General features: G+C 65.3%; 25 protein-coding genes and 1 tRNA gene. 13 read left to right on the top strand and 13 right to left on the bottom strand.

All coding sequences use genetic code 11. The annotated features are described in order from the left end of the window. Position 1: 1 nt before the first annotated feature. From AC4NN3_RS09650 to AC4NN3_RS09640, 3 genes are all read right to left on the bottom strand, one after another. The gene (locus AC4NN3_RS09650; protein ID WP_491926877.1) at positions 2-892 is read right to left on the bottom strand and encodes a CHAD domain-containing protein; all 891 of its coding nucleotides are present in this window, start codon (positions 890-892) and stop codon (positions 2-4) included. A gap of 2 nt (positions 893-894) precedes the next feature. Then, the gene (locus AC4NN3_RS09645) at positions 895-1,431 is read right to left on the bottom strand and encodes a methylated-DNA--[protein]-cysteine S-methyltransferase (RefSeq protein WP_491926876.1); all 537 of its coding nucleotides are present in this window, start codon (positions 1,429-1,431) and stop codon (positions 895-897) included. Positions 1,432-1,569: 138 nt separating this feature from the next. After that, positions 1,570-1,752, bottom strand: a complete 183-nt coding sequence (locus AC4NN3_RS09640) for a CsbD family protein (protein WP_491926875.1) — start codon at positions 1,750-1,752, stop codon at positions 1,570-1,572. A gap of 161 nt (positions 1,753-1,913) precedes the next feature. Here AC4NN3_RS09640 and AC4NN3_RS09635 point away from each other — a divergent pair, with 161 nt between their 5' ends. Next, positions 1,914-2,585: an RluA family pseudouridine synthase gene (locus AC4NN3_RS09635; protein ID WP_491926874.1), complete on the top strand. Its 672-nt coding sequence runs from the start codon at positions 1,914-1,916 to the stop codon at positions 2,583-2,585. On the opposite strand, the gene AC4NN3_RS09630 is transcribed toward AC4NN3_RS09635, so the two are convergent. Next, the gene (locus AC4NN3_RS09630) at positions 2,582-2,866 is read right to left on the bottom strand and encodes an ASCH domain-containing protein (RefSeq protein ID WP_491926873.1); all 285 of its coding nucleotides are present in this window, start codon (positions 2,864-2,866) and stop codon (positions 2,582-2,584) included. The two genes, AC4NN3_RS09635 and AC4NN3_RS09630, sit on opposite strands and share 4 nt — an antisense overlap. Continuing rightward, entirely contained in the window at positions 2,866-3,243 is a 378-nt protein-coding gene (locus AC4NN3_RS09625) for a RidA family protein (protein WP_491926872.1), read from the bottom strand. Before AC4NN3_RS09625 ends, AC4NN3_RS09630 begins: the two co-directional genes overlap by 1 nt. A gap of 167 nt (positions 3,244-3,410) precedes the next feature. Here AC4NN3_RS09625 and AC4NN3_RS09620 point away from each other — a divergent pair, with 167 nt between their 5' ends. Then, positions 3,411-3,746: a hypothetical protein gene (locus AC4NN3_RS09620; RefSeq protein WP_491926871.1), complete on the top strand. Its 336-nt coding sequence runs from the start codon at positions 3,411-3,413 to the stop codon at positions 3,744-3,746. A 54-nt stretch (positions 3,747-3,800) separates the two neighbouring features. Here AC4NN3_RS09620 and AC4NN3_RS09615 read toward each other — a convergent pair. The 3 genes from AC4NN3_RS09615 to AC4NN3_RS09605 form a co-directional block, all read right to left on the bottom strand. Then, a tRNA-Leu gene (locus AC4NN3_RS09615) sits at positions 3,801-3,885 on the bottom strand. Positions 3,886-3,947: 62 nt separating this feature from the next. After that, positions 3,948-4,445, bottom strand: coding sequence for a xanthine phosphoribosyltransferase (gene gpt, locus AC4NN3_RS09610; protein ID WP_491926870.1), 498 nt, complete (start codon positions 4,443-4,445; stop codon positions 3,948-3,950). A gap of 80 nt (positions 4,446-4,525) precedes the next feature. Then, the gene (locus tag AC4NN3_RS09605; protein ID WP_491926869.1) at positions 4,526-5,296 is read right to left on the bottom strand and encodes a competence/damage-inducible protein A; all 771 of its coding nucleotides are present in this window, start codon (positions 5,294-5,296) and stop codon (positions 4,526-4,528) included. Positions 5,297-5,422: 126 nt separating this feature from the next. Here AC4NN3_RS09605 and map point away from each other — a divergent pair, with 126 nt between their 5' ends. Then, positions 5,423-6,253 (top strand): type I methionyl aminopeptidase, encoded by an 831-nt coding sequence (gene map / locus AC4NN3_RS09600; RefSeq protein ID WP_491926923.1) that lies wholly within the window; start codon positions 5,423-5,425, stop codon positions 6,251-6,253. After that, positions 6,253-6,984, top strand: coding sequence for a RadC family protein (gene radC / locus AC4NN3_RS09595; protein WP_491926868.1), 732 nt, complete (start codon positions 6,253-6,255; stop codon positions 6,982-6,984). The genes map and radC overlap by 1 nt, the downstream gene beginning before the upstream one ends. On the opposite strand, the gene AC4NN3_RS09590 is transcribed toward radC, so the two are convergent. Continuing rightward, positions 6,976-8,232 carry a GNAT family N-acetyltransferase gene (locus AC4NN3_RS09590; protein ID WP_491926867.1) on the bottom strand — a complete coding sequence of 419 codons (1,257 nt, stop codon included), beginning with the start codon at positions 8,230-8,232 and terminating at the stop codon, positions 6,976-6,978. The two genes, radC and AC4NN3_RS09590, sit on opposite strands and share 9 nt — an antisense overlap. Before the next feature lie 91 nt (positions 8,233-8,323). Further along, positions 8,324-9,058 carry a cytochrome c biogenesis CcdA family protein gene (locus tag AC4NN3_RS09585; protein ID WP_491926866.1) on the bottom strand — a complete coding sequence of 245 codons (735 nt, stop codon included), beginning with the start codon at positions 9,056-9,058 and terminating at the stop codon, positions 8,324-8,326. A 264-nt stretch (positions 9,059-9,322) separates the two neighbouring features. Here AC4NN3_RS09585 and AC4NN3_RS09580 point away from each other — a divergent pair, with 264 nt between their 5' ends. Further along, entirely contained in the window at positions 9,323-11,347 is a 2,025-nt protein-coding gene (locus AC4NN3_RS09580; protein WP_491926865.1) for a methyl-accepting chemotaxis protein, read from the top strand. 263 nt (positions 11,348-11,610) lie between these two features. After that, on the top strand, positions 11,611-11,853 hold the full coding sequence (locus AC4NN3_RS09575; RefSeq protein ID WP_491926864.1) for a DUF6894 family protein: 243 nt from the start codon (positions 11,611-11,613) through the stop codon (positions 11,851-11,853). A 170-nt stretch (positions 11,854-12,023) separates the two neighbouring features. Here the strand turns inward: AC4NN3_RS09575 and AC4NN3_RS09570 are convergent, their stop codons facing one another. After that, entirely contained in the window at positions 12,024-12,353 is a 330-nt protein-coding gene (locus AC4NN3_RS09570; protein ID WP_491926863.1) for a hypothetical protein, read from the bottom strand. Between AC4NN3_RS09570 and AC4NN3_RS09565 the strand changes: the two genes are divergently transcribed. After that, entirely contained in the window at positions 12,352-12,717 is a 366-nt protein-coding gene (locus AC4NN3_RS09565) for a Crp/Fnr family transcriptional regulator (protein WP_491926862.1), read from the top strand. The two genes, AC4NN3_RS09570 and AC4NN3_RS09565, sit on opposite strands and share 2 nt — an antisense overlap. Here the strand turns inward: AC4NN3_RS09565 and AC4NN3_RS09560 are convergent. Further along, on the bottom strand, positions 12,695-13,072 hold the full coding sequence (locus AC4NN3_RS09560) for a response regulator (protein WP_491926861.1): 378 nt from the start codon (positions 13,070-13,072) through the stop codon (positions 12,695-12,697). The genes AC4NN3_RS09565 and AC4NN3_RS09560 overlap by 23 nt on opposite strands. 189 nt (positions 13,073-13,261) lie before the next feature. Here AC4NN3_RS09560 and AC4NN3_RS09555 point away from each other — a divergent pair, with 189 nt between their 5' ends. Beyond that, the gene (locus AC4NN3_RS09555) at positions 13,262-13,492 is read left to right on the top strand and encodes a hypothetical protein (RefSeq protein ID WP_491926860.1); all 231 of its coding nucleotides are present in this window, start codon (positions 13,262-13,264) and stop codon (positions 13,490-13,492) included. A gap of 72 nt (positions 13,493-13,564) precedes the next feature. Here the strand turns inward: AC4NN3_RS09555 and AC4NN3_RS09550 are convergent, their stop codons facing one another. Continuing rightward, entirely contained in the window at positions 13,565-14,917 is a 1,353-nt protein-coding gene (locus AC4NN3_RS09550) for a leucyl aminopeptidase family protein (protein ID WP_491926859.1), read from the bottom strand. 183 nt (positions 14,918-15,100) lie between these two features. Here AC4NN3_RS09550 and rpe point away from each other — a divergent pair, with 183 nt between their 5' ends. From rpe to AC4NN3_RS09525, 5 genes are read left to right on the top strand one after another with little or no spacing between them, the layout of a single operon-like run. Beyond that, on the top strand, positions 15,101-15,781 hold the full coding sequence (gene rpe, locus AC4NN3_RS09545) for a ribulose-phosphate 3-epimerase (RefSeq protein WP_491926858.1): 681 nt from the start codon (positions 15,101-15,103) through the stop codon (positions 15,779-15,781). Positions 15,782-15,826: 45 nt separating this feature from the next. Next, a complete protein-coding gene (purB, locus tag AC4NN3_RS09540) occupies positions 15,827-17,155 on the top strand; it encodes an adenylosuccinate lyase (RefSeq protein WP_491926857.1) in 1,329 nt (442 codons plus the stop codon). After that, a complete protein-coding gene (locus AC4NN3_RS09535) occupies positions 17,152-17,565 on the top strand; it encodes a GNAT family N-acetyltransferase (RefSeq protein ID WP_491926856.1) in 414 nt (137 codons plus the stop codon). Before purB ends, AC4NN3_RS09535 begins: the two co-directional genes overlap by 4 nt. After that, the gene (locus AC4NN3_RS09530) at positions 17,562-18,110 is read left to right on the top strand and encodes an RBBP9/YdeN family alpha/beta hydrolase (RefSeq protein WP_491926855.1); all 549 of its coding nucleotides are present in this window, start codon (positions 17,562-17,564) and stop codon (positions 18,108-18,110) included. The genes AC4NN3_RS09535 and AC4NN3_RS09530 overlap by 4 nt, the downstream gene beginning before the upstream one ends. Continuing rightward, complete coding sequence (locus tag AC4NN3_RS09525; RefSeq protein WP_491926854.1) at positions 18,107-18,517, top strand: GNAT family N-acetyltransferase; 411 nt, start codon at positions 18,107-18,109, stop codon at positions 18,515-18,517. The genes AC4NN3_RS09530 and AC4NN3_RS09525 overlap by 4 nt, the downstream gene beginning before the upstream one ends. Positions 18,518-18,604 lie beyond the last annotated feature (87 nt).

The raw sequence follows: 18,604 nt of genomic DNA, 5'->3' as shown, positions 1-18,604 counted from the left end.
TTCAGGCCTTCCCTGGCAGCAAGTGCCAATAGTCCTCGAAGCGCTCGCGCAGTGCCCGTGGTTTTTCGGCCGCCAATTGCCGCCCCAGAGCCAACGCATCGGCCGTCAGCACGTCCTGTCGCGCCGCAATCGCCTGGCGAACCGCTGTGATATCGTCCTGCCCTGCCAGCAGAGCGTCAAGCACCGCCAGGTTGTGGTGGTCGCCAAGCATTTCGGCCAACCGGTCGAGTGACTCCTTGCGCGGCCGCAGCAGGTCGGATGCCGCTGCCTGCAACAGGTTCACATGGTGCCAGTGGTACTTGGTGTGCTTGCGCCAGTCATGCAGCACCAGCGCGCTCGGCTTGGCTTCGGCCCGCTGCAGGTCGTCGCGCATGGACCGATAGGTATCCTCGAGACCGTCACCGATCCGCGCGAAACCCCTCCCCGACAGGGACCAGCGCCTGGCCCGCTTCTGCGCCGCCTCGAACAGCGCGACGAACGGCGCGAGCAAGGCGGCCCTGTCCCCGTCCGCCGGCTTCTGGTCAACCCGGCCGGCCAGCCACTGCGCCAGTGCCGCGCCCCGCTCCGGATCGATCCCCCCGCCGCCATCGCGCTGGCCCTCGGCAGCCAGCAGGCCCGCAAACGTATCTACCATCACCGCCGCATCCCGGGTGCCCGAGAGGCCACGCGCGGCATCGCGGAAGCATTTGTCCTCGCGTTTTGCTGGTTTGAAATGCGGCTCGATCAGCCGCAACAGCCCCCGCAGCCGCTTGCAGCGGCGCCGCAGCCCATGCACCAGCTTGTCCAGGTCGTCGTCGCCGCGGCATGCGGCCAGCGCCTCCGCGATCTGCTCGACGGCGATCGCTCTCACCTGTGCCTGCACACCGGACTGGTGGGTGAACCCAAATCCCATGCTCAAAACCCGAACGCCATCTGGCCGGCCGGCGCGCCCACCGACACGCCCTCCAGCGCCAGCATCCGCAATTTGGACTCCGCGCCGCCCGGCGCCGAAAACCCGCCCGGTCTGCCGGTGCTGGCCAGGACCCGATGGCACGGCACGAGCAGCGGCACCGGATTGGCCCCCATCGCCTGCCCCACGGCCCGCGCCAGCGTCCTGTCGCCCAGGGCCTGCGCCAGGGCGCCATAGCTGGTGGTCTGCCCCCAGCCAAAAGCCAGCAAAGCCTGATAGGCCCGACGGTGAAATTCCGGCACGCCCGCCAGGTCGACATCGGCAGCACTGAAGGCGACGCGCTCGCCCGCGGCATAGTCCTCGATCCGCGCGATCACCGCCTCAATGCGCCGGCTCGGCGCCCCGGGCACCGCGCCGTCACGATTGATACGCGCGGCAAGAGCATCGCGGTCCAGCCCCGGCAATTGCACACGCGCCACGCCGGCATCGGTCCAGCCGATCCCGAACAATCCCAGCGCCGTGTCAAAGATCATGGTCTTCATGGTCCGACCTTAGGGGGCTCGTTTGTCACATTCTACTGGCATTGCTGCACAAATCGGCTTTTATGACACCCGCATGTCCGACACCGGCACGCAAAAAAGCCGCCCCAAGGGGCGGCTTCCTGCTTGCTGGACAGCAATTTACTTCTTGAGCGCGTCGCGGGCGTCGTCTTTGACTTCGCCGACCTTGGACTGAACCTTGCCCTCGACCTTGTCGAGCTTGCCTTCAGCCTGCAGCTTTTCATTGCCGGTCAGACCGCCAACAGCATCCTTGATCGCGCCCTTGGCCTGCTTGCCGGCGCCTTCAACTTCATCTTTGTGCATGATGGTCTCCTGTGAATCTTCTGTAGTCACAACGAGCTGGCGCGCCGATCGTTCCCCAACCATGTCTGTGATCCCCGCGCCCGCCTGTCGCTGTCCTGGCTTGCCCGAGGCGGCTGGCGCCGGCATTTGCCCAAACCCCGACGCTTCTGCTACAGGGCGCCATGCTCGGACCCATGCCTACGCTGACCAATTATTTCCCGCCGCTTGAGCCGTACCTGAATGTTCTGCATCAGGACGAAGACATCGTCGTCTTCGACAAGCAGAGCGGCCTGCTCAGCGTGCCGGGCAAGGACCCCTCGCTCTGGGATTGCCTGGAGTATCGGGCCCGCCAGACCTGGCCCACCGCCGGCATGTGTCACCGGCTCGACAAGGATACCTCCGGCGTACTGGTCATGGCGCTCAACAAGCGCGCCCATGGCCGCATCGGCAGCCAGTTCGAGCACCGCCAGACCACCAAATCCTATATTGCCCGCGTCGCCGGGGTGATCGAGGCCGATTCCGGCCTGGTCGATCTGCCGCTGGCTACCGACTGGCTCAACAAGCCGCGCCAGCGCGTCGACTTCGACAATGGCCGGGCCTCGCAGACCCAATGGACGGTCCTCGAGCGCGAAGCCAATGCCACCCGCGTGCGCCTGCATCCGCTTACGGGCCGCACCCATCAGCTCAGGGTCCACATGAAGGCCATCGGCCATGTGATTCTGGGCGATGTGTTTTATGCCGATGGCGACGCTCTCGCCGCTGCCGGCCGCCTGCAGCTGCATGCCGCCGAACTGGGCTTCACCCATCCCACCACCGGCATCTTCATGACCTTCGTGGCGCCGACGCCGTTCTAGCCTTCGCCGAGATAGCCCACCTCGATGCGATGGAACAAATGCCCCGGCTTCATCTTGTCGAGCCACTTGCGGAAGGCGGCCACGTCAGCAAAGCCGGCGCGCTGTGCCTCGGCCGCGGTGACATCTTCGGGCGCCATGTCGGTGATCGCCTTGATGGCGAGCAGCCCGACCTTGGTCTTGAGCGTGCCGCCGGCCTTGACCGTCGGTCGGCTCCAGCGGCGGAAGATAAGGTCCACCTTCCCCGCCTTGATCTGTTCGAGCAGTTCGGCCTTGAGCAGCATCAGCCCACCACCGCCGTGGCCAGCATCTCCACCTTCAGCGCCGCGGCCAGCAGTTCTTTCACCACCACCGTCGCCCGCACCGGATAGGGCTTCTGGAAGAACTCGGCATAGACCGCGTTCATCCCCTTGGCATCGGCGCTGTCGATCAGGAACACCTGTATCTGCACGATATTGGCCAGCTTGCCGCCGGCGGCCCGCACCGCGATATCGAGGTTCTGCAGGGTCCGCCTGGTCTGCTCTTCGATGCCGCCTGCCACGATCGCGCCGCTCTGCGGATCCTCGGCAATGGCCACCAGCCATACCTGGTGTCCGGCCTTGATGGCATCGCTCACCGGCGACGCTGATGGCGCAATGCCCGTCTCGATCCGCTCGATCATCCTGATCCTATCCTTCTGCTATCGGCCGAAATTTTTCCGGCGCCGCCACGCCTGCGCCATCACCACGTTCGGGGGTTTTTCCTGACTTGTTTCCGGACCCCGTCGGCACGACCATGTGTGTGAGCATTATCGCGCAAACCGTGGACGCGCAAACTCGTGGAACGCACATGAATACCAAGACCCCCAGCCTCGCCGCGCTCATCACTGAATTCCGCAATCAGGTGGCCAATTACGAAATCCTGATGCGCGACGGCTCTGACGGCGTGGAATCGGTCCGCAACTCCTACGGTCCCGCCCTTGAGGCCCTGCAGAGCCCCCCGCCCGCCCGCACCACGCGGGACACGGCCGCTGCCCTGCTCTATCTGCTCGATTTCGGCAACCTGGCGCCGTCTGACGAAGCCATCCTGCGCGCCGCCATTTCCGGCCTGGCTCCGACCGCCGGCCTCAAGCTGGCCCCCATGCCGCTGCCCGACTACCAGCAGGACAGCCTGGTCGGCCGCTGACCGACCGGACCCTGCCTGGCGCCGCCTGAGCGGCAAAGCCGGTCGGCCATTGCTTGGTGCGGGCGACGGGAATCGAACCCGTACGCCTAGCGGCGAGGGCTTTTAAGGCCCTTGTGTCTACCAGTTTCACCACGCCCGCATTGCTTGGCCCACCCCGCCGGGAGGGGCGCTTGCGCCCATCCTCGGCCTGGAGCCGGCAGATCAGTCCGTGCCGCCGCTGATCGGCGCGGCATAGGCCACGTCCAGGTCCCACGGAAAGAAGATCCAGGTGTCCTGGCTGACTTCCGTGATGAAGGTATCCACCATTTCGCGGCCCTTGGGCTTGGCATAGACGGTGGCGAAATGCGCGCCCGGCAGCATGTCGCGCACCACGCGCGCCGTCGAGCCGGTATCGACCAGGTCGTCGACGATCAGCACCTTGGCGCCGGTCTTGGCGAGGTCGAGCACCGATGGACTGATTTCCTTGAGCACCCTGATACCACCCTGGTTCTGGTGGTCATAGCTCTTGACCGCCACGGTCTCGACCGTGCGGATATTGAGCTCGCGCGCCACGATGGCCGCCGGCACCAGGCCGCCACGGGCAATCGCCACCACCGCATCGAACGGGCCCAGCGCCGCCAGGCGCCAGGCCAAAGCGCGGCTGTCGCGGTGGAACTGGTCCCACGTTACCGGGAACGACTTCTGGTTCGGATCGGTCAAATCATCTCTCCTGCCCCGACGCCGGGCGCCCGGTTGAATCTGGAAGGCCGTTGTGTAGCAAAGCGCAGGCGTCGCGCCAATCAGTCTTCTTCCGGTGCGGCAACGCCGGCCTTGGCATGGGCTGCCGCCACCATGGCCCGCACCTTGCCGGCCGCTTCTTCCAGCCGCGCCGCATCGGTCGAGCGCAGCACCAGTTCGGTCATGATGCGGTCATGCCCCATCTGCGGATAGCTGCCCATCTTGACGTCCGGATATTCTTCCTGCAGCGCACCCAGCGGGCCGCCCACCGTGCCCTCGCCCACCGCTGCCTTGACCGTCACCGACAGAACCTTCTTGCCGCCCTTGAGCGTGGGCACCAAGGCTTCGAGCATGGCCCGCATGATCACCGGCACGCCGGCCATCACATGCACATTGCCGATGCGGAAACCGGGCGCGGCGCTGACGGAGTTCACGATCAGGTCGGCCCCTTCGGGAATCCGCGCCATGCGCAGCCGCGCCTCGTTGACCTCGGTACCGGTCTGGCGCCAGCGCGATTCGAGCATTTCGCGCGCCTGGGCATTGATCGGCAGCGCCACGCCGAAGGCCTTGGCCACGGCGTCGGCGGTGATGTCGTCATGCGTCGGGCCGATGCCGCCGGTGGTGAACACATAGGTATAGCGGGCCCGCAGCGCGTTGATCGCCTCGACAATCTCGTCGGTCTCGTCGCTGACCACGCGCACTTCCTTGAGCTCGATGCCCAGGTCGGTGCAGAAATCTGCCGTGGCGCCGATATTGACGTCCTTGGTCCGCCCCGAGAGAATTTCGTCGCCAATGACCAGAAGGCCGGCGGTTACGCTGTCTGCGCTGGGCATGGTATGTCCTGACTCTGAAGGGCCCCAGCAATGCCTCTGCACGATTGCGCCGTCAAGCGAGCGTGTTGGCCTTCCCATCACGCTGCGGTGGGACTATTTTCGCTGCAGCAACCGGAGTTCTTGATGATTACCTTTGTCGACGCACCTGCCAAAGCCCGCCGCACGCCCGGCGTCATCCCGCTGCATGGCGTGGAAGGCTTTGCCGGCATGCGCAAGGCCGGCGCACTGACCGCCCAGGCACTCGATATCCTGACCGAATATGTCGAGCCCGGCGTCCCCACCTCGACCATCGACAAGGTGGCCTATGAATTTGCCCGCGATAATGGCGCCGTCCCGGCGACCATCTTCTACAAGGGCTATCGCCACGCGCTCTGCACCTCGATCAATCACGTGGTCTGCCACGGCATTCCCGACGAGCGGGCTTTGCGCGAGGGCGATATCGTCAATATCGATCTGACCCTTGTCGTCGATGGCTGGCACGGCGATTCCAGCCGCATGTATCCGGTGGGCGAGATTTCCCGCAAGGCCGAGCGCCTGATCGAGATCACCTATGCCAGCCTCGAGGCCGGCATTGCCGCGGCCCAGCCCGGCGCCACCACCGGCGATATCGGCCACGCCATCCAGTCGCTGGCCGAGGCCGAGCGCATGAGCGTGGTGCGTGACTTTGTCGGCCACGGCCTGGGCAAGCTGTTCCACGACGAGCCCAATATCCTCCATTTCGGCCGGCCGGGCACCGGCGTGCCGCTCAAGCCCGGCATGATCTTCACCATCGAGCCCATGATCAATCTGGGCCGGCCCGACGTGAAGATCCTTTCCGATGGCTGGACCGCCGTCACCCGCGATCGCACCCTGTCGGCCCAATGCGAGCACTCCATCGGCATTACCGAAACCGGCAATGAGGTCTTTACCCTCTCCCCCGGCGGCCTGTTCAACCCCCTTTCCGTCCGGGCGGCATGATGAGCGCGCGGCCCGACGAATTCGCCGAGACCGGATTTCCAGCGGAACAGGGAGATTCAGGGGACCATGCCGGCCACCGCCAGCGCGTGCGTGAGCGCTTCCTCAGGGTTGGCGGCGACGCTCTGGAAGATTACGAACTGCTCGAACTGGCCCTGCAGCTGGCCGTTCCGCGCCGCGATACCAAGGCGCTGGCCAAGACGCTGCTGCGCGAATTCGGCTCCTTTTCAGGCGTTTTCAATGCCAGCCAGGCGCGCCTCGAAACCATCAAGGGCCTCGGGCCGACCACCATTGCCCATCTCAAGGTCATCCAGGCGGTCGCCGCCCGCTTCGGTCGCGACCGCATCGACGCCAGCCAGCCCATTCTCTCGTCATGGTCGCAGCTGATCGACTACTGCAACAGCCAGATGGCCTATCAGAGCATCGAGCAGTTCCGCATTCTCTTCCTCGACAAGAAGAACCGCCTGATTGCCGACGAGGTGCAGCAGACCGGCACGGTCGATCACACCCCGGTCTATCCGCGCGAGGTGATCCGCCGCTCGCTCGAGCTGTCGGCCACCGCCATCATCCTGGTGCACAATCACCCGTCGGGCGATCCTGCTCCCTCCTCGGCCGACGTCCGCATGACGCGGGAAATCCACGACATTGCCAGGCCGCTCGGCATCACCCTGCACGATCACATCATCATCGGCAAAACCGGCCACGCCTCGCTGCGCGGCCTCAAGCTACTCTGAGCGGTCCCCGGGCGCGGCGGGTCTTGCCGCCCCACCAAGGCGCTCGAACAGCTGCCGGCCGGCCCGCAGAGCCGATTTGAGCGGCTTGTTGGCCTTGATCCGCGCCCGGGTCTTCTGGAATGTCTGGTGCAGCGCGACGATCACCGTCCCCTGCCAGGTCAGACCGATATAGTGCTGGCGCAGGGGCAGCTGCACATTGCACCAGTGCCGCTTCTCGTCGGTAAAGCCGCTGCCCATGTCGAACACGGCAATGCCATTGTCGAACACGCTCTGCATCACCCGCAACAGGCACTGTTTGCCCGGCGAGCCGTGCTGGATCGTCGGATCGTCGCTCATCGAGGAAATCAGGCAGAACATCCGCTGCCCGTGCACGACATTGTAGCGCACCGCGACAATGGCGCCGTCGAGCCGCAGGATATGCAGCCGGACATCGACGCCCGAACCGGGCGCCGCCAAGTGCTGGTAGAACCCGGTCAGGCAATCCTGCACGAAGGTGTCGCGGATCCCCATCGCCTTGAACCGCGCCGAGCGCTGGCGGAACATGGCGTCAATGGCCTGGCGCGTATCGCCACCATTGCCGATCTCTTCAAAGCTGACACTGCCCATGGCGTTGAGCCGGTCGCCCTGCTGCCGGTCGTGCTTGCGTCGTGACTTGCTGCGCTGCAGCCTGTCGCACTCTGCCCAGCTGGCATATTCGGAGCGGTAAAGGGTCTCGACGGCCAGCGAACTGCCCAGCTCGTCGAACAGGCCGGCATGCCCGCCCACGGTGACCGGGATCGAGCGCAGATAGACCACCGCAGCCCCGTTCAGCGCGCCCGTCATGGCGCGCCACAGCGCACGGCGGCCATCGCTCCCCAGGGTGGCAAGACGATCATGGTCGGCCACCGGTGCATAGCAGCCGGCATGGGCGCCGGGAAACCAGGTCAGGATCGGCAGGCCGCAGACGCGCTTGCGATGCAGCGGCAGCAGCGCCACCGCGACCCCGTCGATCCGGCCGACGACATAGTGCTGGTCCGCCACGGCAATACCGCGCTGGCTTACCCAGGCGCGAATGAAATCAAAATCCTGACCCGGCGATTCGATCGTCTTGACCGTCAGCGCCCGCCAGACATCCTCGACCTCATCGAGCACATTGCTCACCGTCACGCTGAGCCCGGGATAGGCCCCCGCGCCAGCCATCGTCGCCCCCGCCGCAAGGGCGGGCGAGGATGCCGACGGGATCAGCGCTGGTATAGCGGCTTCAGTCATGCCCGCCACTGTGCCCCTGCCGGGTAAACCAGTGCTGAACCAGGCGGCGCAATGTCACGCTTCTGTGAACACGGTTAAGCGGCGCTTACCGCTAGCCGAAATTCGCCAGAGCCGGAAATGTCTCGAGGAACCAGTACGATAGCCGGCTGAAATTGCCCGTCAGGAACAGCACGCCGGTGATCACCAGCAGCACGCCCATCACGCGCTCGACCGTGTGCAGGTGCCGTTTGAACCCCTGGAAAAACGCCAGGAACGGTCCCACGGCAATGCCGGCGAGGAAGAACGGCACGCCCAGTCCCAGGGAATAGAGGCCCAGCAGCCCGGCGCCTTCCCAGGCGGTGCCCTTGCTGGCCGCCACCGACAGCACCGCCGCCAGCACCGGCCCGATGCACGGCGTCCAGCCGATGGCAAAGGCCAGGCCGAGCAGGAAGCCGCCCAGCGGCCCGCTGGCGACGCCCGGCCCCTGATGCCGCATCTGCCGGTCCAGCAGCCCGATCCGGTACACCCCGATAAAGTGCAGCCCCATGGCGATGATCAGCACGCCCGCCAGTGGCGTCAGGATAGGCAGTGCCTGCCGGAACACCTGGCCGAACGCGGTCGCAGTCGCGCCCAGCGTGACGAAGACCACGGTAAAGCCGAGAATGAAGAACAGCGAGGTAAAGGCCACCCGGCGCTGCAGGGCCCCGGCAGTGGTGCCTTCATCGCGCAGCTGGTCGAAGCTGGCCCCGCTCATATAGGTGAGATAGGGCGGCACCAGCGGCAGCACGCAGGGCGACAGGAAGCTCAGCACGCCCGCGCCGAACACCAATGGCAGAGAAAATTCCACGCGATCGACGCTCCAGATTGCGCTGCTGTTCTACCCGCTCTCCCCACCAATGCAATCCACACGGTGTCGCATCGCCCTTTCGTGAAGTCCATCACGCCGCCGCCGGCGCGGAACGGCAAGGATTTGCGGCGCTACCAACAGCATAGGCCCAGCCGCATGACCGCGAGGAAATGCCCACAAAAGCGGCAATTACTCGCGAATCAGAACATTAAATTTACCCTTGGAATGTAACTTGGCATCTAACACACGCTTTGGAGACCGACGATGAATCTGACAAATCTCAGCCTTGCTGCCCGGATCTACGGTGCATTTGGCACTCTGGTGGCCTTGCTCGGCTTGGTGGGTATCGTTGGCTATAACGGGGTTCACACCCTTTCCTATCTATTCGACAGCTACCGTTCTGCGGCGCGACAGACCATGGAAATCCATGACTATGTGTCGGATGTGGCGGGCATGCGCCTCGCCTTGGTCGAATACGTGGTCGATCCCTCTCAGGCAAAAGCCGCCGAAGTGATTGCCTGGGTGGATGATGTGGGCACCACAGATGCGGACGGACTGGCTTTCTTTACCGATTTTCCAGAAGAGCTGGTGGCCATTGAAACCGTAACCGAAGAGGCCAGACTCTATCTTGAGGACTTCGATAAGCTCGTGGCCGCGCAGGCAGCCGGCGACACAGCCACTGCTGCAGCGCTTGTCGCTGAAATGAGCGCTTTCGGTCCGCAGATGTCCGAAATCTACTCAGGCATGGCTGACCGCGCTGAAGCAAGGCAGAACGCTCTCGGTCCCTTGGCAACGTCGACCGCACAGTTCCAGGAACTATTCGTGCTGGCCATCAGCGGCGTCGGCGTTCTCGCCGGACTGCTGGCCGCCTACTTCACCGGGCGCTGGTTGTCGGGCGTCATCACCCGCATGACCCAGTCCATGCAGGCCCTGGCCGGCGGCGATATCGACATGGCGATCACCGGCACCGAGCCCGAGCATGAACTCGGCCAGATGGCACGCGCCCTGCAGGTCTTCCAGACCAATGCCCAGGCCGTCCGCGTCGCCGAGGCTGAAAAGGACTCCCGTTCTGCCCTGTCCGTCGCCCGTGCCAGGATGATGGAATCGTTCCAGGCAGCCTTTGACAGCGTCATCGACGCCACTTCAGCCGGCGACTTCACCCGCCGCATCGACGCCAAGTTCAACGATGCCGATATCGACCGCATCTCGGCCAATTTCAACGCCATGCTGGAAACCACCAATGGCGCCCTGGCCGAAGCCGGTCGGGTGCTGGGTGCCCTGGCCAATGCCGACCTCACCGAGCGCATGGAAGGCACCTATCACGGCGCCTTTGCCGAGCTGCAGAACGATACCAATGCCGTGGCCGACAAGCTGGGCGACATCGTCTCCGAGCTGCGCGAAACCTCCAACGCCCTCAAGCTGGCCACCGGCGAGATCCTGGCCGGCGCCAATGACCTCTCCGAACGCACCACCAAGCAGGCCGCCACCATCGAGGAAACCTCGGCGGCCATGGAGCAACTGGCCAATACCGTGACCAAGAACGCCCAGCGCGCCAGCGAAGCCAGCGACAATGCCAACCAGATCGCCAAGGTGGCCGAAGAAGGCGGTGCCGTCATGGTCGAGGCAACCGGGGCCATGGAGCGGATCACCTCTTCCTCCTCCAAGATCTCCAACATCATCGGCCTGATCGACGACATCGCCTTCCAGACCAACCTGCTGGCGCTCAATGCCTCGGTGGAAGCCGCCCGTGCCGGCGACGCCGGCAAGGGTTTCGCGGTGGTGGCCGTGGAAGTCCGTCGCCTCGCCCAGTCGGCTGCCAGCGCCTCCTCCGAGGTCAAGGTCCTGATCGACCAGAGCGCTGTCGAAGTGCATGGCGGCACTACCCTGGTCGCCAGCGCCGCCGCCAAGCTCGACAGCATGCTGGGCAGCGTCCGCTCCAATACCAGCCTGATGGACGGCATTGCCCGCGACAGCAAGGAACAGGCCAGTGGCATCCAGGAAGTGACCATCGCCGTGCGCCAGATGGACGAAATGACCCAGCACAATGCCGCTTTGGTCGAGGAGATGAACGCTGCCATCGAGCAGACCGAGAGCCAGGCCTCCAAGGTCGACGGCATCGTCGAGATCTTCACCGTCGGCAAGACCAGCCAGGCTGCTTCCCGCCCGGCCGCTGCGGCCCAGCCCCAGAAGGCTGGCGTTCGCGGCATGCAGGCACGCGTCAAGTCGGCCATGGGGAGCTATCTCTCCTCCGGCAATGCCGCCATCGCCAAGGACTGGAACGAGTTCTAGCAACCGCTCTCGCCTCCCCTGGCACGGCCGCTGCGGCGCCGTGCCAGGCACTTGGGCGCATTGGCATCCATGCCCGGCCGCCTGCCCGCCCGCTCAGGATATCGCCCCGCGCGGCACCAGCCTCCCCATCAAAATTGTGATGATCCGCGCCCCCCGTAATGGCGCCGAAAACGCTTGCCCTTGGTTGCGGACGCCACCCCATACCGCTATGGTACGAAAGGGTACATTCAGCGCAGCTGGATCCCGTGCCAGTTGGGTCAATCATGCCAGTCTTTTACTTCGACTACGATAATGGCGAAGGGCTCGGCGCGGCGCGGGACGAGATTGGCGCTGATCTCGCCGATGTCGCTGCCGCTGTCGTCGAAGCCACCCAGACCCTGACCGAACTGGCGGCGGACACGCTGCTCGGTACTGCCGAGCGCCTTCTGGCCATCATGGTGCGCGACGAATTCGGGGCCACAAGAGCCCGCGTATCCCTCGCCTTCCGGGCGGAACTCACCGACTGACCCCCTTGGGTGCGTTTTGGTACCAATCGTTCGCAACTTGAACTTAGCCGTGTTAGGCTGCCTTACCGTCTGTACGGATTATCGGACAAGGACGGCGAGGAGTTATGCAGCTCTTCCCTCTGCGGGAGAGCATGTTGACCCAAACCGATCAGTTATTCCGAAACAGTCTTTTATCCGCCCTCTCCCTTTCCGATCTGGCTTTGCTCGGCAATTTGGTACCCGTAGACCTGCCGCTGCGGCACACGCTCGAAGCGCCCAATACCCCCATCGACACGGTCTATTTCATTGAGCGCGGCGTGGCCTCCGTGGTTTCCCACACCGCTGGCCGCCGCGAGATCGAAGTCGGCCTGATCGGGCCGGAGGGCATGTCGGCCATTTCGCTGCTGGGCGCAGACGACCGCTCGCCCTTTGAAACTTTCATGCAGGTCGAAGGCAATGGCTACAGCATGCCCGCCCAGCACCTGTTGCGGGCCCTTGAGCAGAGCGATACCCTCAACCATGCGGCTGATGCGCTATGCCCGCGCCTTCCACATCCAGGTGGCCGCCACGTCCGTCTCCAATGGCTATGCCAAGCTGGAGCAGCGCCTCGCGCGCTGGCTGCTGATGGTGGCCGACCGGGTCGGGGAATCCTTCCACATCACCCATGCGTTCCTGGCCACCATGCTGGCCGTGCGCCGGGCCGGCGTGACGCTGGCCCTGCAGGTGCTCGAGGGCCGCGGTCTCATCCGCTCCAGCCGGGGCAGTGTCATCATCCTCGACCGGCCTGGCCTGATCGAGGCCTCCAACGGCGCCTATGGCCTGGCCGAGCGCGAGCAGCTCCGCCTGCTGCAGCCGCGCGAACCTAGTTCGACAGAACTCGCCTGATCGCGTTCTCCAGCACGTCACCTGGCGCCGGCTTGCCGACCAACGGGCGGTGGCGGTGTCGCTCTGGCACGTCGGCCATGCCGCGCCCGCTGTAGAAAACGAACGGGGCGGCGCGTGCGGAGAGCGCATCGGCAATCGAGAAATCGTCTGTGCCGTCCGCCAGGGTGATGTCGAGCACCGCCAGGCTGGGTGTGAACAGGGCGATCGCCTCCAGGGCATGGGCATGGTGATAGGCGACGGTGACGTGCTGGAAGCCCAGTTCGCGAACGATGTCTTCCACCGTCATGGCAATGAGCACGTCGTCTTCGACAATCAGCACCCACGCGGCCGCGCGCTCCTTCGTACCGTCCCGCATGGGTGCGCGCCTTCCCGGTTTCCAGCAAGCATCTATACGCGGCCGGCTTAATCGGTCACCCCATGTTTCGCATCTGCACTATATCGTACAGACCTGATTACATTGAGTTTTCTGGTTTAGAGTGGCTGGTAACGGCAGCGTGAACACTCATTACTTGGCTGCCCTGTCGTCCGGATCGGGAGGTCAGTCATGCTGTCGAGTTATACCGTGCTGGATTTGCGTCCCCATGCTTCGGGCAACGCGCCAAGCCATGTCGTTGACGCCCATTCGCCCGAGGATGCCGCCACCCGCGCCCTCGGCCTTGACCTGGTTCGTACGGGTCATCCCGACACCCTGCAGGCCAAGGTCTTCATCCAGAGCACCGGACGCCGGGACATCCCGGTGCGCCTCTATTCGAGGGGCGGAAACGCAGCATTTTGACGCCGCGCTTTTGCTGGAGACTGTTGGCGCAGTCCTTCGCCGGGTCGCAGGGGCCCGGCGTCGCGTCCGCCCTCAGCGTCGGGGATAACGCTGCTTGAGCACGCCATAGACCGCGCGGATGCCATGATCGGTGCCGCCGAACGGGCGGCCGGCTCGCGCTTCGGGCGCCCAGGCCATGATGTCCAGATGCACCCAGGCCTTGGCCTGCTCGACAAACCGCCGCATGAACAGCGCCGCCGTGATCGAGCCGGCAAAGCCGCCGCTGCCGGCATTGTTCACATCGGCGATCTTGGAAGCCATCATTGCGTCATAGGGCGACCATAGCGGCATCTGCCACAGCGGATCGTCCGCCGTGAGCCCGGCCGCCATCAGCTCGCGCGCCAGCCCGTCATCGGTGGCATAGAGCGCCGGCAGTTCCGGCCCCAGCGCCACCCGCGCCGCGCCGGTCAAGGTCGCCATGTCCAGCAGCAGCTCGGGCGCCTCCTCGTCGGCCAGCGCCAGCGCATCGGCCAGGATCAGCCTGCCCTCCGCATCGGTATTGCCGATCTCGACCGTCAGCCCCTTGCGCGACGTCAGCACGTCGCCGGGCCGGAAGCTGTCGCTGCTGATGGCATTTTCCACGATCGGAATCAGCACCCGCAGCCGCACGGCCAGGCCCGCCGAGACCACGGCATGGGTCAGGCCGAGCACATTGGCCGCGCCACCCATGTCTTTCTTCATCAGCAGCATGCCGGCCGACCCCTTGATGTCGAGCCCGCCGGTATCGAAGGTCACGCCCTTGCCCACCAGCGTCACCTTGGGGTCGCCCTCCTTGCCCCAGCGCAGGTCAAGTAGCCGCGGCGGCTGGTTGCCGGCGCGACCCACGGCATGGATCATCGGGAAATTCTCGGCGATCAGGTCATTGCCGACGATGGCAGTGCAGTCCATGCCCCGCACCGCGGCGAACTCGGCGATGATGGCCGCAAAGGCATCCGGCCCCAGGTCATTGGTCGGCGTATTGACTAGGTCGCGCGCCAGCACGGCCGCCTCGACCAGCCGGTCGATTTCGGCCCCGTCGGCATCGGCCGGCGGCACCAGGCGCGGGGCGGGCTTGGCCTTGCGATAGCGGTCGAAGCGATAGGCGCCAAGCCGGAAGCCGATGACAGCCAGCACCGGATCGCCATACGCGCCTTCGAGGTGATAATCGCCCTCGGCCAGGGCTGCCCCGGCCAGACCCAGTACCAGCGCCGAACGCCCCGCCTCCGGCCCGCTGCCGAACAGCTGGCCGGCAACCGCACCATCGTCGCCCGGCAGGGCCAGCAACTGTCCGCGCTGGCCGGTAAAGCCATTGGCTGCGGCCCAGGCCAGATGGGCCGGCGACAGGGCGGCCTCGGCGACCTTGCCTTCTGCAATGACAATGATGGGGACGGTCGTGCGCTCTCTCATGGGGATCTCCGGGGATGAGGCTGAATAACTAGCCTTCGCTGCCCGCTGCCACAACCGCACAAAAACGCATCGCAACCGACCACCAAACTCTGCCAGGCCGCCTGCCGCCGCGCGCCTCCCCTTGCCCTCGTCCCCTGCCCGCTATATTCCAGCCTCGTCCCTGCCCGGCTGAGGTGAACACCCATGACCACGCGACCCATCCGCATTGCCCCCTCCATCCTGTCGGCCGATTTCAGTCGCCTGGGTGAAGAGGTCGCGGCCATCGCCGCAGCAGGCGCCGATTACATCCATGTCGATGTCATGGACGGCCATTTCGTGCCCAATATCAGCTTCGGCCCGCTCGTCATGGCCTCGATCCGCAGGGTCACCACCCTGCCCTTTGACGTCCACCTGATGATCGCCCCGGTCGACCTCTATATCCCCGCCTTTGCCAAGGCCGGCGCCGACATCATCACCGTCCATGCCGAGGCCGGCCCGCACCTGCACCGCACCCTCCAGGCCATCCGCGCCGAGGGCAAGAAGGCCGGTGTCGCCATCAATCCGGCCACGCCCGTCTCGGCCCTGGCCCATGTGCTCGACGATATCGACCTGCTGCTGGTCATGTCGGTCAATCCCGGCTTTGGCGGTCAGAGCTTCATTCCCGAAACCCTCAACAAGCTGGCACAGGCCAGGGCGCTCATCGGCAACCGCCCTATCGATCTCGAGGTCGATGGCGGCATCACCGCCGACAATGCCCGCGTCGTGGCCCAGGCCGGCGCCAATGTCTTCGTCGCCGGCTCCTCGGTCTATGGCGGCAATGATCCCGCCACCTACGCCCCCCGCATCGCCGCCATCCGCAACGCGGCATCGACCCGTCTCGCCTGATCCCGAAAATCCTGCTGCCAGCCTGCAAAGCGAAAGCCCAACAATATGATCCCGCGCTACTCCCGCCCCGAAATGGTCTCCATCTGGTCCGCCGAGACGCGCTTTGCCATCTGGTTCGAGATCGAGGCCCACGCCACCACCAGGCTGGCCGAGCTCGGCGTGGTGCCCAAGGAGAGTGCCCAGAACATCTGGGACGTGATGAATGCCCGCAAGGCCGAACACGGCGACTACGCCTTCGACGTTGCCCGCATCGACGAGATCGAGCGCACCACCAAGCATGACGTCATCGCCTTCCTGACCCATCTCAGCGAAATCGTCGGCCCCGACGCCCGCTTCGTGCACCAGGGCATGACCTCTTCGGATATCCTGGACACCACGCTGTCGGTGCAGATGGCCCGCGCCGCCGACCTGCTGATCGCCGATTGCGATGCCCTGCTCGATGCGCTCAAGCGTCGCGCCTATGAGCACAAGGACACCATAACCATCGGCCGCAGCCACGGCATCCATGCCGAGCCGACCACCTTTGGCGTCAAGCTGGCCGAGGCCTATGCCGAATTCACCCGCAACCGCGCCCGCCTCGTCGCCGCCCGGGCCGAAATCGCCACCTGCGCCATTTCCGGCGCCATCGGCTCCTTTGCCAATATCGACCCGCAGGTCGAGGAATATGTCGCGCAAAAGCTTGGCCTGTCCATCGAGCCCGTTTCGACCCAGGTCATCCCGCGTGACCGCCACGCCATGTTCTTTGCCACGCTCGGCGTTGTCGCCAGCTCCATCGAGCGCGTCGCCATCGAGATCCGCCACCTGCAGCGCACCGAAGTGCTCGAAGCCGAGGAGTTCTTCTCCCCCGGCCAGAAGGGCAGCTCGGCCATGCCGCACAAGCGTAACCCGGTGCTGACCGAAAACCTCACCGGCCTTGCCCGCCTGGTGCGCGGCATGGTCGTGCCCGCGCTGGAAAACGTCGCCCTCTGGCACGAGCGCGACATCTCCCACTCCTCGGTCGAACGCATGATCGGCCCCGACGCCACCGTCACGCTCGACTTCGCTTTGTCCCGCCTGACCGGCGTCATCGACAAGCTGGTGGTCTACCCCGCCAACATGCGCCGCAATCTTGACCTGCTCGGTGGCCTGCACAATTCCCAGCGCGTGCTGCTGGCGCTGACCCAGGCCGGATATTCCCGCGAGGACAGCTACGCCGCCGTGCAGCGCAACGCCATGAAGGTCTGGGAAATGAGCGGCGACCGCGCCGGCCAGTTCGCGGCCAACCTCAAGGCCGACCCGGAAGTGACTCTGAGTGATGCGCAAATCGACGCCATGTTCGACGACGCCTATCACCTCAAGCATGTCGACACGATCTTCGCCCGGGTCTTCGGATGAGCCTGATCTGCGCCCAGGAAAGCGGCCTGACGGCTGAGGAATATATCGCCTGTGTCGGTCAGTCGGCGCTGGGTCCGACCCGTCCGCTCGGCAATACCGAGCGCGTCCAGGCCATGCTCGACAATTCCAACCTGGTCGTCACCGCGCGTGATGAGGGCGGCCGGCTGGTCGGCCTGTTCCGCGCCATGACGGACTGGAGCTGGGTCTGCTACTGCGCCGACATGGCTGTGGTCGAGGCCAGCCAGGGCCAGGGCGTGGGCAAGACGCTGATGGACAAGGCCACCGAAATTCTCGGCCCCGGCGTCAGCATCATCCTGCTGGCTCTGCCCGGCGCCGAGGGCTTCTATCAGAAGATCGGCCTCACCCAGACCCAGGCCGGTTTCTATCGCGACAGGACCCATCGCTCATGAAGCTGGCCGATACCGATATCCTGATCCTGCCCGGCCTGGGCAATTCCGGCCCCGGCCACTGGCAGATGCGCTGGGCCGAGCGCATGCGCACCGCCGCCATTGTCGAACAGGCCGATTGGGACGAGCCCGATCTCGATGACTGGGTCGCCACCATCGACCAGGCCTGTCGCCTGACCACGCGTCCCGTCGTGCTGGTTGCCCATTCGCTGTCCGTCATGGCCGTGGCCCATGCCGCGCCGCGCCTGCCCGCCAATGTGCGCGGCGCCTTTCTCGTGGCCCCCACCGATATTGAACTGAGCCCGGCCGCACCCGAGGAAACCTTCGGCTTCCGCCCCATCCCGCGTGACCCCTTCCCCTTCCCCTCCATGCTGGTCGCCTCCAGCAGTGACCCCTATGTGTCGCTGGAGCGGGCGGTGGAATTTGCCAATTGCTGGGGCTCGGACTTTCATCAGGCCGGCGAAGCCGGTCACATCAACCTCGCCTCCGGCCACGGCCCCTGGCCCGAGGGGCTGCTGATGTTCACCCGGCTGATGCAGCGCCTATGATCGACGGCTATGACATCGTGCCGGCCGTCCCGGCACAGGACGATTACCTGCGCCTGCGTGTCGCCGCCGGTCTCAGCGCCAAGACCGTGGAACAGGCCAGCATCGGCCTGCCCAGCTCATGGTATGGCGTCACGGTGATGCATGCCGGCCAGGCCGTGGGCATGGGCCGCATCATCGGCGATGGCGGCACTGCCTTCCAGATCGTCGACATCGCCCTCGAGCCCGCCCACCAGGGCAAGGGGCTGGGCAAGGCCATAATGGCCGCCCTGATGGACCACCTCAACGCCCACGCCCCCGCAGGCGCCTATGTCAGCCTGATCGCCGATGGCGACGCCCGCCACCTCTACGCCCAGTATGGCTTCGAGCCGGTCATGCCCGCCTCGATCGGCATGGCGCTCTGGCTCTAGCCGGGAACGCCACGACATGGCGCAAAAACGGGTTGAAACAGAAGCTCTTTCCCTCGCCGGCCCACCAAATTGGTAGATTAAGCCTCG

Source organism: Devosia sp. MDV22-iso42, from assembly GCF_058629155.1.
This window is presented reverse-complemented; position numbering and strand designations above follow the sequence as displayed.

Bases quoted from the DNA above. Each gene is read 5' to 3' on its own strand.
- AC4NN3_RS09640 (WP_491926875.1), bottom strand. From the start codon at position 1,752: ATGCACAAAGATGAAGTTGAAGGCGCCGGCAAGCAGGCCAAGGGCGCG.
- AC4NN3_RS09570 (WP_491926863.1), bottom strand. From the start codon at position 12,353: ATGGTTGAGGGTATCGCTCTGCTCAAGGGCCCGCAACAGGTGCTGGGC.
- AC4NN3_RS09635 (WP_491926874.1), top strand. From the start codon at position 1,914: ATGCTCGGACCCATGCCTACGCTGACCAATTATTTCCCGCCGCTTGAG.
- AC4NN3_RS09575 (WP_491926864.1), top strand. From the start codon at position 11,611: ATGCCAGTCTTTTACTTCGACTACGATAATGGCGAAGGGCTCGGCGCG.
- AC4NN3_RS09605 (WP_491926869.1), bottom strand. From the start codon at position 5,296: ATGCCCAGCGCAGACAGCGTAACCGCCGGCCTTCTGGTCATTGGCGAC.
- AC4NN3_RS09535 (WP_491926856.1), top strand. From the start codon at position 17,152: ATGAGCCTGATCTGCGCCCAGGAAAGCGGCCTGACGGCTGAGGAATAT.
- AC4NN3_RS09625 (WP_491926872.1), bottom strand. From the start codon at position 3,243: ATGATCGAGCGGATCGAGACGGGCATTGCGCCATCAGCGTCGCCGGTG.
- AC4NN3_RS09620 (WP_491926871.1), top strand. From the start codon at position 3,411: ATGAATACCAAGACCCCCAGCCTCGCCGCGCTCATCACTGAATTCCGC.
- rpe (WP_491926858.1), top strand. From the start codon at position 15,101: ATGACCACGCGACCCATCCGCATTGCCCCCTCCATCCTGTCGGCCGAT.
- AC4NN3_RS09550 (WP_491926859.1), bottom strand. From the start codon at position 14,917: ATGAGAGAGCGCACGACCGTCCCCATCATTGTCATTGCAGAAGGCAAG.
- AC4NN3_RS09565 (WP_491926862.1), top strand. From the start codon at position 12,352: ATGCGGCTGATGCGCTATGCCCGCGCCTTCCACATCCAGGTGGCCGCC.
- AC4NN3_RS09555 (WP_491926860.1), top strand. From the start codon at position 13,262: ATGCTGTCGAGTTATACCGTGCTGGATTTGCGTCCCCATGCTTCGGGC.
- AC4NN3_RS09645 (WP_491926876.1), bottom strand. From the start codon at position 1,431: ATGAAGACCATGATCTTTGACACGGCGCTGGGATTGTTCGGGATCGGC.
- AC4NN3_RS09560 (WP_491926861.1), bottom strand. From the start codon at position 13,072: ATGCGGGACGGTACGAAGGAGCGCGCGGCCGCGTGGGTGCTGATTGTC.
- AC4NN3_RS09630 (WP_491926873.1), bottom strand. From the start codon at position 2,866: ATGCTGCTCAAGGCCGAACTGCTCGAACAGATCAAGGCGGGGAAGGTG.
- radC (WP_491926868.1), top strand. From the start codon at position 6,253: ATGAGCGCGCGGCCCGACGAATTCGCCGAGACCGGATTTCCAGCGGAA.
- AC4NN3_RS09530 (WP_491926855.1), top strand. From the start codon at position 17,562: ATGAAGCTGGCCGATACCGATATCCTGATCCTGCCCGGCCTGGGCAAT.
- AC4NN3_RS09580 (WP_491926865.1), top strand. From the start codon at position 9,323: ATGAATCTGACAAATCTCAGCCTTGCTGCCCGGATCTACGGTGCATTT.
- purB (WP_491926857.1), top strand. From the start codon at position 15,827: ATGATCCCGCGCTACTCCCGCCCCGAAATGGTCTCCATCTGGTCCGCC.
- AC4NN3_RS09525 (WP_491926854.1), top strand. From the start codon at position 18,107: ATGATCGACGGCTATGACATCGTGCCGGCCGTCCCGGCACAGGACGAT.
- AC4NN3_RS09590 (WP_491926867.1), bottom strand. From the start codon at position 8,232: ATGACTGAAGCCGCTATACCAGCGCTGATCCCGTCGGCATCCTCGCCC.
- AC4NN3_RS09650 (WP_491926877.1), bottom strand. From the start codon at position 892: ATGGGATTTGGGTTCACCCACCAGTCCGGTGTGCAGGCACAGGTGAGA.